Raw genomic sequence first — 13,228 nt, 5'->3', positions numbered from 1 at the left:
AGGAGGACACCTTCATGTCCTGGCTCAACTCACTGTCGAAAAACGAGAAGCGCGCTTTTGCCGGCACTTTCATCGGCCATACGGTCGACGTCTACGACTTCATGATCTATTCCTTTCTCATCCCGGTGCTGTTGACGACCTGGAGCATGAGCAAGGCAACTGCCGGCAGCATCGTCACCTACACACTGATTGCGTCGCTCGTAGGCGCCATCGGGGCAGGCCTGCTGGCCGACCGCTACGGACGCGTGCGCATTCTTCGCTGGACCATCGCACTGTTCGCGCTGGCGTGTTTCGCCTGCGGTCTCGCCAACTCGCCAACGCAACTGGCCGTGCTGCGAATTATCCAGGGGCTGGGTTTCGGCGGAGAGTCGTCGCTGTGCATGGTGCTCGTGATGGAGACGATTCGTAATCCCGCGCATCGCGGCAAGTTCTCGGGCTTCACCGCCAGCAGCTACTCGTTCGGCTGGGCGCTGGCGGCACTGGCCTACAGTGTGATCTTCAGCTGGCTGCCGCCTGACTGGGCGTGGCGGGTTTGCCTGTTCATCGGTGTGGCGCCTGCGTTGATGGTGTTCTGGCTGCGACGCAATCTCGAGGAGCCGGAGGCTTTCACGCGCACGCTGGCCGAACGAAGCCAGACGAGCCCGCTCAAGACGATCCGCAGCGTATTCAGCGGGCGTCTTGCTGCGCGCACGTTCCTGTGCAGCCTGCTCTCGGGCGGCATGCTGGGCGCCTACTATGCCATTGCGACGTGGATGCCTACCTGGCTCAAGACCGAGCGAGGGCTCTCTGTCACAGGCACCGGCTTGTGGCTGGCGATCACGATCTGCGGATCGATTGTCGGCTACGCCATAGGCGCGTGGAGCACCGACCGGCTGGGGCGTCGTCCGACGTACATCCTGTTCGCACTCGGGGCGTTCGTCATGAGCATTGCGTACATGCTGATTCCCGCGCCCATGCCCGTCATGATGGTGCTGGGTTTCCTCATGGGCGTGCTGATGCAAGGCACCTTCGCGGGCGTGGCGGCGACAATCTCGGAGACTTACCCGCACGAGATTCGCGCGACCGGCTACGGTGTGGCCTATAACGCAGGCCGCGTCATCGGTTCTGTCTTCCCGTTCATGGCAGGCTGGCTGGCCAGCGGTCACACGACACTCACGCTCGCGATTCCCATCGTTGCCGCTGTCGGGTACGGTTTTGTCATCGTCGCAGCCTTGATGTTGCCCGAGACGAACGGCATCGAGCTGGACGCCATCGACCCCGTCAAACCCAGCGCAAACCCGGCACCCACCGTTGAGCATCCGATGTCGCACGCCGTTCGCAACGCGGCCGACTGATGATTTTCCTCACGCCTCACCGGAGCACCGCACTCAGGAATTTGTTGTATTGGCATTTTCGTTAAAACTGTATACAGTGTACAAAAATGCAGATCGAGACCCGGCGTCCATGAACGCAGCGGGTTATCCACCTGAAATCAAGGAGTAAGACATGGCAGAACTGATGGATCGCGAGACCTTCCGCGCAGCACTCGAAGAGGCAATCAAGGGCAAGAGCGCGAACAAGGCACCGTTCAGCATTGCATGGGCAAGCGGCAAGCTGTCGCGCGCGCACCTGGCTCGTTGGGCTGAGAATCACTATCACTACGTGGGCCCGTTCGCCGATTACCTCGGCTATCTCTACGCCCGTACGCCGGACCACATGACCGAAGCGAAGGATTTTCTGCTCGCGAACATGTACGAGGAGGAAATCGGGGGAGACCGCCACACCGATCTGCTGATTCGCTTCGCCGAAGCGTGCGGCACGACGCGTGAGCGTGTGGTCGATCCTGACAACATGTCGCCGACCACGCGCGGCCTGCAAAGCTGGTGTTATGCGGTGGCGATGCGTGAAGACCCGGTGGTCGCCGTTGCAGGCCTTGTCGTCGGCCTTGAGTCGCAGGTGCCGTCGATCTATCGCAAACAGACGCCCACGTTGCGCGACACGTACAAGTTCACCGACGAGGAGGTCGAGTTCTTCGATCTGCACATCGTGTCGGATGAGATCCACGGCGAACGCGGCTACCAGATCGTGCTGGAGAACGCGAATACGCCGGAACTGCAGCAGCGTTGCCTGAAGATTTGCGAGATCGGCGCACAAATGCGTCTGCTCTATACGACGGCGCTCTACTACGACTATGTCGAAAAGGAAGTCCCGCTGCCCGAGCTGGGTCTCGCGGCCTGAGCGACGCCCGGCAGCCCCGTGCCCCTGCGCGGCCCCCTCCGGGAGGAGGGGGAAGCGATGGGGGCGCGGGTCTTCAAGCCTCTTTGCAGGATTGCTGCACTCATGACAACCGTTCCAACGTTCTTGAATTACATCGACGGCGAGTGGTGCCCGAGCCGATCGGGCGCCACCTTTGAAAACGTCAATCCAGCCGATACCCGTGACGTGGTCGGTCATTTCCAGGCATCGGGCGAGGCTGACGCACAAGCCGCTGTGCGTGCAGCCGCATCGGCGTTCGCCGACTGGAAACGCCTCTCGACGAGCGCTCGTGCGAAGCTCCTGCTGAGCGCCGCCGCCTATCTGGAAAGTCATGCCAAGCGTTTCGGTGAAGAACTCACACGCGAGGAGGGCAAACAAGTGGGCCTCGCGACAGACGAGTTCATGCGCGCCGCACAGACGCTTCGTTATTACGCGATCGAAGCCCAATCGTATGGCGGGGAAACCTTCCCGAACGACGACGCCGGCATGACGGTGTATACCGTGCGCGAACCGCTGGGTGTCGTGACGGTCATTTCGCCGTGGAACTTCCCCGTTTCGATTCCCGCCCGCAAGATCGCGCCTGCGCTCATCTGCGGGAACACCGTGGTGTTCAAGCCCGCATCGGATGCGCCGCTGAGCGGACTGCGTCTGACCGAAGCGTTTGTGCAAGCCGGGATTCCCAGAGGCGTGTTGAACTTTGTCACGGGAAGCGCTTCGGCGGTCGGCCCGGTATTGACTGGCGCGCGCGAAGTGAAGGCGATCTCGTTCACCGGATCGACGGCTGCCGGCGAGCAGATCCATCGGGCAGCCTCGCTTTCCACGCGCACGCAAATGGAACTCGGCGGTAAGAACCCGTTGATCGTGCTCGACGCAAAGGACATCGATCGCGCCGTCGACCTCACGATCAAGGGGGGCTTTTCGCTGACCGGGCAGGCGTGCACCGGCACAAGCCGCGTGCTGGTCGCTCGCGAGATCCGCGCGGCCTTCGTCGAACGCCTCGCGGCCAAGGCGCAAACACTCAAGGTTGGCAACGGTCTGGTGTCCGGCATGGATCTCGGCCCGCTCGCGACGGCGGGACAACTGCGCACCGTGCTCGATTACATCGAGATCGGCAAGCGTGAAGCCACCTTGGTCTGCGGCGGTCAGCAACTCACCCACGACGGGTACGCGCATGGCTATTTCGTCACGCCGGCCATCTTCGCCGACGTGCCGCGCGATGCGCGTATCGCGCGGGAGGAGATTTTCGGTCCGGTGATTGCCGTGATCGATGTCGACGGCTACGACGATGCCATCGCCGTCGCGAACGACAGCGACTACGGTCTCGCGGCCTCGCTCGTCACGCAGGACGCCGGCCTGATGCACCGCTTCGCGAATGACATCGAAGCCGGTACGGTCAAGATCAATCGCACGACCACCGGCAATCTGGTCAATGCACCGTTCGGCGGCATCAAGCAATCGAGCACGGCCACGTTCCGCGAGTCCGGACGCGACGGGCTCGAGTTCTATCTGCAAATCAAGACCGTCTATCGCGGCGTCTGACGAGCGTTTTCCACGACATCTCTTATTAGCCATGAAGCCATTTCTCAAACTCGAACTTGCCGAAGCCCGGCACATGATTGCGGCAGCCGTTGCCCGCTCGCAGGAGATCGGCGTCCTCGAATCGATCTGTGTGGTCGACGAAGGCGGCTTTCCGCTCGCGCTGGAGCGCATGGATGGTGGCCGCGTCACCGGGCCGCAGATCGCCTGGAACAAGGCCTTCACGGCCGCAGGTCACAAGCGCTCGACGCATTTGTTCACCACCCCCCCCAACGGCCCGGCGCTGCCAGGCAACGAGGCCTTCGGCATTCAGTGGAGCTTTGAAGGGCGCTTTGCAGCCTTCGTCGGGGGGTTCCCCATCGTGGTCGACAGTCAGGTGGTCGGCGGCATCGGCCTGTCGGGCGGCAACGGCGAGCAGGACACACAGGCCGGGCTCGCGGGTCTTGCTGCGTTGCAAGACCTGCTGCGTCAGAGCGGACGCGAGGTGCTGGTTCAGGCCGACATCAAGCTCTGACCCCGACGCGAGGTGCTCGTGAACTATCGGATCACATGGATCGAAGCCGAGTGCAGCTTCGAGGCCGCTTCTGACGAAACGGTGCTCGAAGCCGCTCGGCGAGCGGGCGTAGTACTGCCATCGGAGTGCGAATTCGGCGGTTGCGGAACCTGCCGGGTGAAGGTGCAGCAGGGCCGCGTGCAGTACGAGGAACTGCCACCCGCGCTGTCGCAGGAGGAGGTGGACGCCGGCTACGCCCTGTTATGTCAGGCGTACCCGGCCTCGGATCTCGCCGTCAGTACCGAGCGCACGCTCGCCGCGCCAGCACCGGCGCGGCGTCGTAAGGCCAAGGTCATGAGCACCGCACCGCTGAGTGCCGACGTCACTCGCCTTGTGCTCGCTTTCGCCGACGATGAACCGTGGGCATTCCGTCCGGGACAGTACGTCAACATTCTTCCGGGCGATGCCGGCCCGCGTAGTTTCTCGATTGCGTCGAAGTCCGAGGCTTTGGACGCACCGTCCCGGTTTGAGCTTCATATTCGCCGGATCGATGGGGGGTACTTCACACAGACGCGCCTGAGTGCGCTGCGCGCAGGCGACATGCTCGACGTGGAAGCCCCGCTGGGCGGATTCGGCTATCACGAGGACGACTACCGGCCAATCGTGATGGTGGCGACAGGCACGGGGATCGCGCCGCTGCGCAGTATGCTCGCCGAGATGCTCGCCAGTGGTGATGCGCCGCCGATCGATTTGTACTGGGGAGGCCGCACGCAGCACGCTCTCTATCTGCACGACGAATTGACCCGACTCGCGGCGCAGTACGAGGATTTCCGCTACGTGCCCGTACTCTCGCGGCCGGATGCCGCGTGGCCCGGAGCCCGTGGATACGTGCAGGATGCCGTGCTGGCGGACCATCCCGATCTGTCTGAGCACGCGCTTTACCTGTGCGGCTCGCCGGTCATGATCGCCGATGCCAGCCGTGCTTTCGTCGCCAATGGCGCCAGTGTGCGCTATTTGTATGTCGACAGCTTCACGTTCGGGCATTCGTCAACGGTGGAAGCCGCCGCCTGAACGGGGAAGGGCAGGGGAAGACAGACGCCAAGGGGCAGGCGATGCCTGCCCCGCTTCTCAATCCGATCGATCCGATGATCCGATTGATCTGACACGCCGGCGAAGTCAGATACTGCGGTCCATGAACGTCTTGTACGCCAGTGCTGCGAGCGCCACGTCCTGCAAGCCGAATCCGACCGCCTTATAGACAATGATCTCGTCGTCGCTCTGGCGACCCGGCGCTTTGCCTTCGAGAACATCCCCCAGTTCGTCGAGGCTGTCCCAATTCACCAGCCCCGGCGCTGCCAGCACCAGATCGCCAGCCTCCTCATGCGCCTGATCGCGCAACTCGACCACAATGCGACTGGCGCGCTCAAGCGTGGCATCGTCGGTCTCCCGTGAGTGCGGCAGGCTCGATCCTATGGCTGCGACGAGTGTGCCCGGCGTCAAGGCCCGGCCGTCGAAGAGCGGGGTTGTCGAGCGGGTTGCCGTGACGATCACGTCGGCACCTTCGATCGCCTGAGTGGCCTCGACGGCGTGCGCGGTCAAGCCACGCTCGCCATAAGCCTCGTTGAGTGTGTTGGCAAGTGCTGCATCACCTTCGATGCCCACGATGCGAAGCGACCTGATGTCCGTGAATTGTGCCAGCGCGTGCGCATGGGCGCTGCCTTGCACACCGGTGCCGAAGATCGTCGCTGTTTGCGCACCGTCTCGAGCAAGTGCTCGCACGGCAAGCAGGGTAGTGGCCGCTGTGCGCAAGCGCGTGATCGCATTCGCATCCAGCGTGGCCAGGCACCGGCCGTCGGACGCGCGGAACAGCACGATGACGAAATTGAATTGACCGCGGATCGTGGTGTAGATCTTTGCGCCAGCCACGTCGGCGCCGCTCAGCACTGCGCCGAGCGTGCTGAGCTTGGTCCCCCCGGCCTCGGTACGTATCCGACGCTGGACGGCGGCAGTGCCGCGAGCCAGTTCGCGAAAGGCACTCTCCAGTGCGGGAATTGCCTGCTTGAAGCCGATGAGTTCGTCAATCTGTGAATCGGTGAGATGGATCATGACGTGAGGTCCGGTGGATTGGATAAGACGCAACTTAGAATACAGTATACATAAATTCAAACTCTCTCGAATTTTCCCGAAGCTCGGCATTCGGAATAACCCGCGAATACGGGAATTTCGCAAAGAGAGGCGCGCGTTGAATTTATTTTGGTATACAGTATCCACAAATGCGCTACACTTTCGCCAAAAGCCTTACTGCGTTGAGGCCGGGGCGTTTCAGGTAACAGGAGGAAGCATGCCAGTCGTCGTATTTCGCAGGAGCGGGCAGACGTACCGGGAAGAAGTGAAGGCCAACACCAATCTGGTGGTTCGCGCGGGCATCAAGCAGTTCCCGTTCCCGCATTTGCGGTACGAGTGCGGCATGGGCAAATGCGCGCATTGCGCATGCCGGGTGTTGGCGGGGCAGGAACATCTGCCAGCCCCCAACTGGAAGGAGAAGAAGCAACTGGGTGACCGGCTTGACGCGGGTTATCGGCTGGTCTGCCAGTTGTGGATCGAACACGATATTGAACTGGAGCAGGGGGACGATCTGCCGGCGGCGCGCTGAGCGGCATCGGAAATCAGGCTACCCGCAATAAGGAAAGGGCATGTACATCGTACTTACGAGCCGGCCAGGCGAGTATCGCAGCGAGCCGACCCCGGGCATTACCCCCGTAGAAACTCACGACTACTACTACGGCACGCGCCATGTCGCTGCGTTTGTCGTCGCAAAACTGGACGCTCAGGCAAGGGTGCGGATCGTCGAAGAGGCGGCACCGCAAGGCGTGAATCTGGTGCCGACAAAGTTCTACGAGACATTCGAAAGTGTGTCCGAGGCGGTTGCCTCTCTGGAGGCGTTGGTCGGGCACGAGCACGCACAGGCACGCCTTAGCCGCCGTAATGCCGAGCCACCGGTTGCGGCAACGATCCGGATTACATTTCTGAACAACGGCGGCAAGACGGTCGAGGCGCAGCCGAACAGCAATTTGCTGCGCGTTTCCTTGCGTGAAAAGGGGGGGATTCCGTTTAAATGTGGCGGCGGATTGTGCGGCACCTGCCGTTGCAGGGTGGAAGCCGGCCGTGAACATACCGACGAGGTTAAGCAGAAGGAACGGCGTCACCTGAGTCCCGAAGAAATACAGAACGGGTATCGGATGGCTTGCCAGACCTTTATCAACGGCAATGTGAGCGTGTCATGGTGAGCCATTCAAGTGTCGCGATGGCCCCGTTCGGGGCACTCTCACCCGAGCAGCAACGCCAGATGCTCGCCCTCGGCCCGCGCTGGAATGACGACATCATCGCCCACCGCAAAGCGGTTATCGACTGCTACACGCCACTTCTGGCGAGCGCCGAGAAGAGTCCCCATGTCGAGCGCGATCTGGCCTACGGCATGAACGCGCGTCAGGTACTCGACGTTTTCGAGCCGGTAGATGCAGGTCAGGCGGGCAGGGCGGATGAATTGCGCGAGGCTGTCCTGTTCGTGCATGGCGGCGCGTTCGTGCGTGGCAACAAGAGCGTCAACGGGGAGGTCTATGACAATGTTTGCCACTGGTTCGCGCGGCAGGGCTTCGTTGCGATCAACGTGGAGTACCGTCTGGCCGACGAAGCGCCGTGGCCAGGCGGTGCGCATGACGTTGCCCAGGCCATTGCCTGGGTACATCAGCACGCCGCGCATTGGCGAATCGATCCGTCCCGCATCTTCCTGATTGGCCATTCGGCGGGGGGGACGCACGCGGCGAGCTGCCTGTTCGACCCCGTGGTGACACAGACGCGCGACAAGCAGCCCGGCGACGTGGCAGGGCTCGTGCTGATCAGTGCACGTCTGTTCGCCGACGTCGATCCGCGCAACCCGAACGCGGGGCCGGTGCGCACCTATTTCGGCACGGACGAGGCACGTTATGCCGAGCGCTCTCCACTTACGCACGCCGCGCGCCATCCGGTGCCGGCGATGATCGCGATTGCCGAATACGAGAACCGGTTTCTCGATGATTATGGCGCGGCGTTTTTCCAGCGCTTGCTGCGACAACGTGGCGTTGCGCCCCGTTTCGTGCAGATGCGCGGGCATAACCATACCTCGATCGTTGCGCACTTCAACTCGGGCGAAGAGTGGTTGGGACGGGAGATTCTGGCCTTTATGGCGTCGGTGCCACGCCATTCTTGATTGGGAGGGGCGGTCGGGTAAGTTGATGTCGCACAACAGGTGTCACTTTAAGCGCCGTGTACAGTCTACAAAATGCCGTGCGCTGCTAGAATGCGCTGATGAATAAAACGCCGTGATCTGGCGCGTCATGCGTCGATCAGCGCCATCAAAGGTTTGTGGAGATTGGAAATATGGTGCGGGGAGCCACAGGGGCAAACGGGCGCGAGCCGATCATGCACCAGCAGCTTTCGGATCTGGTGATTGCCCGCTTGCGCGAGTCGATCACGTCGGGCCAGTACAAGCCGGGCGACCGGCTCGTCGAGGGCCGGATTGCCGATGAGCTGGATGTATCGCGCGTGCCTGTGCGAGAGGCGCTGCGGGCGCTGGCCGTCGAAGGGTTGGTAGAAGTGCGCCCGCGCCACGGCGCCGTGGTAGCGTCGTTCGACCCGGCGTCGGCCCGCGAGATGGTGCAGATTCGCGCCACGCTCGAGGGGCTTAACGCGCGTCTGGCTGCCGAGCGTTGCACGCCGGAATTGGTCAAGCGTATTGAAAAAGTCCTGCAAGAAGGCAACGCCAAGGTCGCCGCAGGGGAGACGGCGGGGTTGCTCGAACTCAACGCGCGTTTTCACGATCTGCTTTACACCGCAGGCGCCAACTCGATGCTTGCCGAGCTTATGCGCTCGCTGCGCGATCGCTCTCGCATGCTCTTCGTCAATACGAACGACGAAGAAGTTCGCCTCACATGGGAAGAGCACGCGGCGATCCTGCGCGCAGTCCAATCCGGTGACGCAGCATTCGCTGCACTCCTCGCCGAACGTCACGTCACCCGCGCGGCTCAGTACTATCTCGATCATCTGGCACGTTGATGCGTTGCAGTGCGTCGGTCGTCGGTTGACGCACCTTGAATTTCTTGTGCCTGTTCCGTATTGAGGGGCGCGCTAAGAGTAGTGTCTGCGGCCCCAATGATGTACTACAAAACAGTTGCCGGCGACCGGAATCAGGATGGCGCACGCCATCCTGAGGTGTATGACGCCGGCAATGAGACGAACGTACTAAGGCCGGCAACGTGAGGCAGATTGAACGGCGTGCCGGCAGCATGGGATTGAACCGACCGACGCATGAGTACGCACGAGGAATACTGCCGTGAAAAGTTGCTTTTGCCGCTGGGTGCTCTCCATGTCAGTTGTCGCGAGCCTCTTGGAGCCACTCGCCAGTCACGCCGCAAGCTTTGATTGCACCAAGGCTGCGTCAGCCACGGAGAAGGCTATCTGCGCCGACGCCAAATTGTCGAAGCTGGATAGCGACCTCGCCGTCGTCTGGAAAAGCGTCTCCCGCGCGTCAGGCACGCCATCCTTGATGGCGTCCCAACGGCAGTGGCTAAAGCGTCGCGATACCTGCGGCGCTGATGTAGCATGCCTCAGCGCACGTTATAACGAACGTTTAGCCGCACTCGCAGGTAACCCTGATACGTCAGTCAATCGCTGGGCCCAGACGTGGCATCTGGATAGCCATTACCCCGGTGTCGGTGGAACCCTGACCTTCACAGGTCAGCTCCCGCGTCTGCATTTTGAAATCGCCGGCTACAACGGCGGACACGCCGGAGGGTATGACGGAGACGTTGTTGTCCAGGGAGAGGGCGCAAGCTATCAGGCGAATGGGTGCGGCCTTAACTTCAAGCGCTCAAGCGATCACGTCGTAGTCACGCAGGAGGGTGATCCCATGGCTTGCGGGCAAGCCATGGGCGTTGACTACAGTGGGACGTACATCACCACTTCGCGGCTCGCTAACGAGCCGGAAGCGGATCTATTGTCCCTTAAGGTATTGGATAACCCTCGCCAGAACGTCGCGGCGCGCGCGCTACTGAGGAATGACTATCAATCGCTTGTCGACACCATCAACATGAGCGAGGGAGAGCGTCCCGACTTGGACCATCTCGGTGCAAAGGTAGACAGTTTCTTTGTACGTGGACTGGCCCCGACTAACGCCTCCATTGTCATGAGTCGAGGCGAAGAACTGTGGATCGGTCTGCTCGCCTTCGATGCCAATGGCAGGACGCGCATGCGTTATTACACCAACGTCGCGGCGTGGAAGACGATGGTGCCCAAGACGATTCAGCGGTGGCACGACACTATCGATACGGCTATACCCATCGACCGGATGCCATGAGGGCGCCGCCTGGCAGCATCTGGGATGCCGCCCGCCGTCGAGCGTGGCGCGCGTAGCCTCCAGGGCACTGTGAATCTCTCACGCAGCGCTCGTTGCCTCGGAAAGACGGAACTCCTGCTGCAGCCATTCCGAAATCATCCGAACAGTTGCTCGACGCGAACTCCGTCGAGACATCGCGATCCACGTCGATTCCCTCGCCGGAATAGATAGGTGCGGGAAAGTCACCACACCTTGAGCGTGCTCAAGATAGGACTGCCTTACCAGGCCGATGCCCAAGCCTGCCTTCACTGCCTCAAAAACCAAGCTGCTGTCGGGAAACTGCCGAACGTTCAGAGTGCTCGCATCCGCATTGTTGTCCTTGAAGTGCTCGCACCACTCCGCCCACCCGTGCTCCCAGTTTTCCTGCAAGGCAGTGACTCCGGAGAGCGAACGAAAGTCACGGTTTGCAAGCATGTCGGCACCGATAGAGCCCTTCGCAGCGACGGGCACCATGCTGTCGTGGCAGACCTCGAGGGACACGAGACCTTCGAGGTGCTTATTTCCGTGTCGAACAGCGACATCCGCTTCGCCGGCATCCAGATCACGATATGCATAGGACATATCGACGTGAATACGGATTTCTGGAAAAACGGCCTTCAGTTTCTCCAGTCGGGGCAACAGCCATCGAGTCGCGAAAGCCGGGCTGACGGTCACGATTACATCGTTTGCCGATTCCGCTCTTGTGAGCGCTCGCGTCGCCTGGCGAACCGATGAAAAAGCGGCGATGACTTGCATTGCATAGGCTTGACCAGAAGGTGTCAGTGCGATACGGCGTCCGTCGCGAGTGGTGAGCTTGACGCCGAGGAATTCCTCGAGCTGCTTCAAGTGCTTCGATATCACCGTGTGGGTAACGTATAACTCCGCCGCCGCGGCGGTAACGCCACCTAAGCGTGCGACTGCCTCAAAGGCACGAAGGGGCAACATCGGGGGGAGCGTTGTATGGTTTTCCTTCATGGTGCTTCCTGGCGCGAGCGCGATGGCAGACCAAACGTCGTGGACGACATGACTACGGCAAAAAAGTCCGCTAGTGGATTTATGCGAACTTTACAGTCCCTCGACCATTGCGCACAACAACATGTGCGCCAGATGCACATGTTGCGGTAAAAAATCAACTATTTGCCATCAATTTGCCATGCTACTTTGGCCGCACTCGAAAGGCGGCTCGCAGGCAAGCTGTCCGCGCAAGCCTTCATCGACTCCGTAGTCAGAACGGGGCGGTGCATCCCAGTTGAATTGCTTACTACAAGACCATGTATCTCGACACAACTCAAACACGAGAGACGACGCATTCAAAGTCGAAAACGCGAGAAATCGTGGCAGCAACCATCGGCACGTTCTTCGAATGGTACGACCTGCTCCTATATGCCAGCTTCGCTGTAGTGCTATCGAAACTGTTTTTCCCTATGCAGGACCCATCAGTCTCGATGGTGCTGACGCTACTGACGTTCGCGTCGTCTTACCTCATAAGGCCTCTGGGGGCAATCGTTATTGGCGGATACGCTGATCGGGCAGGGCGTCGAGCCGCATTGGTACTCTCCTCGATACTCATGGCTATCGGCACCTTCATGACAGCAGTACTTCCGACCTATTCACAGATCGGGATTGCTGCCCCGGTTATGCTGGTCATCGCGCGGCTTATCCAGGGCTTTTCCGCAGGCGGCGAGTTCGGCAGTGCCAACACGTATCTGACCGAGCAGAATTCAACGAAGCGGGCGTTCTTTGCCAGCTTCCAGTTTGCAAGCACCGGTGCCGCCATCGTTGCAGCGTCATTATTCGCGTATGTCCTGAACAATCACTTGGATCGTGTTGCCCTTGAGGGCTGGGGCTGGCGAATTCCTTTCTTGATCGGCTTGCTCATTGCGCCCGTCGCATACTACATCCGGCGCAACGTGGAGGAATCGCCGGAATTCGAGGCGGTCTCACCGAGCCGTAATCCTTTATCCGAGACCCTTCGTAGCGATAAATGGCGCTTGATCGTTGGGGCAGGCATCGTTTGCAGTGGAAATGTTGCGAGCTACGTCAACATCTACATGCCGACCTATGCGATTACTCAACTCCACTTGCCTGCTACGTCAGCATTCATCGGCGGAATCGGCGGGGGCATGGTCAGCGCCATATTTCCCCTGCTCGGTGGACATCTGGCTGATCGCTTCGGCGCGATTCGCGTCATGGCGATCGCACTGACGGTTGGCGCGTGCGGCATCTACCCCGCTTTCCTGTGGCTTACAGCGCACCCGTCGGTCGGCGCTTTGGTACTGGTACAAGCTGCGATGAGCCTTGTCTTCTATAGCTTCTACTACGCGCCAGCCGGTTCTGTGCTTAGTCAGCTTTTCCCCGTCTCTCGCAGAACCACAGGCGTTTCGATAAGTTACGTCGCGTCGCAGACGCTATTCGGCGGCATCACACCGCTGATTGTCAACCTGCTAATCAGCAAGACCGAAAACCCCATGATGCCGGCGGCGTATCTATGTGCCATCGCGCTCATAAGCGGCTTCGCCCTGCTTGCGGCGAAGCGCTTGAAAATCGACTAAATC

13 protein-coding genes are annotated in these 13,228 nt (G+C 60.7%); 11 read left to right on the top strand and 2 right to left on the bottom strand.

Going from position 1 to position 13,228, the window contains the following annotated elements:
* Positions 1 to 14 precede the first annotated feature (14 nt).
* From PCO31110_RS09290 to PCO31110_RS09270, 5 genes are all read left to right on the top strand, one after another.
* A complete protein-coding gene (locus PCO31110_RS09290) occupies positions 15 to 1,334 on the top strand; it encodes an MFS transporter (RefSeq protein ID WP_010806157.1) in 1,320 nt (439 codons plus the stop codon).
* Between the two features lie 151 nt (positions 1,335 to 1,485).
* Positions 1,486 to 2,217 carry an iron-containing redox enzyme family protein gene (locus PCO31110_RS09285; RefSeq protein ID WP_010806156.1) on the top strand — a complete coding sequence of 244 codons (732 nt, stop codon included), beginning with the start codon at positions 1,486 to 1,488 and terminating at the stop codon, positions 2,215 to 2,217.
* Between the two features lie 102 nt (positions 2,218 to 2,319).
* A complete protein-coding gene (locus PCO31110_RS09280; protein WP_010806155.1) occupies positions 2,320 to 3,774 on the top strand; it encodes an aldehyde dehydrogenase family protein in 1,455 nt (484 codons plus the stop codon).
* A 31-nt stretch (positions 3,775 to 3,805) separates the two neighbouring features.
* Positions 3,806 to 4,285, top strand: coding sequence for a GlcG/HbpS family heme-binding protein (locus PCO31110_RS09275; RefSeq protein WP_150690229.1), 480 nt, complete (start codon positions 3,806 to 3,808; stop codon positions 4,283 to 4,285).
* A gap of 18 nt (positions 4,286 to 4,303) precedes the next feature.
* A complete protein-coding gene (locus PCO31110_RS09270) occupies positions 4,304 to 5,335 on the top strand; it encodes a 2Fe-2S iron-sulfur cluster-binding protein (protein ID WP_150690228.1) in 1,032 nt (343 codons plus the stop codon).
* Positions 5,336 to 5,440: 105 nt separating this feature from the next.
* On the opposite strand, the gene PCO31110_RS09265 is transcribed toward PCO31110_RS09270, so the two are convergent.
* Complete coding sequence (locus tag PCO31110_RS09265; RefSeq protein ID WP_150690227.1) at positions 5,441 to 6,370, bottom strand: ornithine cyclodeaminase family protein; 930 nt, start codon at positions 6,368 to 6,370, stop codon at positions 5,441 to 5,443.
* Between the two features lie 235 nt (positions 6,371 to 6,605).
* On the opposite strand from PCO31110_RS09265, the gene PCO31110_RS09260 reads away from it, so the two are divergent.
* The 5 genes from PCO31110_RS09260 (at position 6,606) to PCO31110_RS09240 (ending at position 10,655) form a co-directional block, all read left to right on the top strand.
* Positions 6,606 to 6,917: a 2Fe-2S iron-sulfur cluster-binding protein gene (locus PCO31110_RS09260; RefSeq protein ID WP_010806151.1), complete on the top strand. Its 312-nt coding sequence runs from the start codon at positions 6,606 to 6,608 to the stop codon at positions 6,915 to 6,917.
* Positions 6,918 to 7,275: 358 nt separating this feature from the next.
* On the top strand, positions 7,276 to 7,551 hold the full coding sequence (locus PCO31110_RS26010; protein WP_150584070.1) for a 2Fe-2S iron-sulfur cluster-binding protein: 276 nt from the start codon (positions 7,276 to 7,278) through the stop codon (positions 7,549 to 7,551).
* Positions 7,545 to 8,510, top strand: coding sequence for an alpha/beta hydrolase (locus tag PCO31110_RS09250; protein WP_150690225.1), 966 nt, complete (start codon positions 7,545 to 7,547; stop codon positions 8,508 to 8,510). Before PCO31110_RS26010 ends, PCO31110_RS09250 begins: the two co-directional genes overlap by 7 nt.
* Before the next feature lie 212 nt (positions 8,511 to 8,722).
* Positions 8,723 to 9,355: a GntR family transcriptional regulator gene (locus tag PCO31110_RS09245; protein WP_246189786.1), complete on the top strand. Its 633-nt coding sequence runs from the start codon at positions 8,723 to 8,725 to the stop codon at positions 9,353 to 9,355.
* 310 nt (positions 9,356 to 9,665) lie between these two features.
* Positions 9,666 to 10,655, top strand: coding sequence for a lysozyme inhibitor LprI family protein (locus PCO31110_RS09240; protein ID WP_036661595.1), 990 nt, complete (start codon positions 9,666 to 9,668; stop codon positions 10,653 to 10,655).
* A 78-nt stretch (positions 10,656 to 10,733) separates the two neighbouring features.
* Here the strand turns inward: PCO31110_RS09240 and PCO31110_RS09235 are convergent, their stop codons facing one another.
* The gene (locus PCO31110_RS09235) at positions 10,734 to 11,648 is read right to left on the bottom strand and encodes a LysR substrate-binding domain-containing protein (RefSeq protein ID WP_150690224.1); all 915 of its coding nucleotides are present in this window, start codon (positions 11,646 to 11,648) and stop codon (positions 10,734 to 10,736) included.
* Between the two features lie 359 nt (positions 11,649 to 12,007).
* On the opposite strand from PCO31110_RS09235, the gene PCO31110_RS09230 reads away from it, so the two are divergent.
* On the top strand, positions 12,008 to 13,225 hold the full coding sequence (locus tag PCO31110_RS09230; RefSeq protein ID WP_246189785.1) for an MFS transporter: 1,218 nt from the start codon (positions 12,008 to 12,010) through the stop codon (positions 13,223 to 13,225).
* Positions 13,226 to 13,228 lie beyond the last annotated feature (3 nt).

Source organism: Pandoraea communis (genome assembly GCF_902459745.1).
Classification (GTDB): Bacteria; Pseudomonadota; Gammaproteobacteria; order Burkholderiales; family Burkholderiaceae; genus Pandoraea; species Pandoraea communis.
Note: the sequence above shows the minus strand (reverse complement) of the source record. Positions and strands in the feature narration are given on the sequence as shown.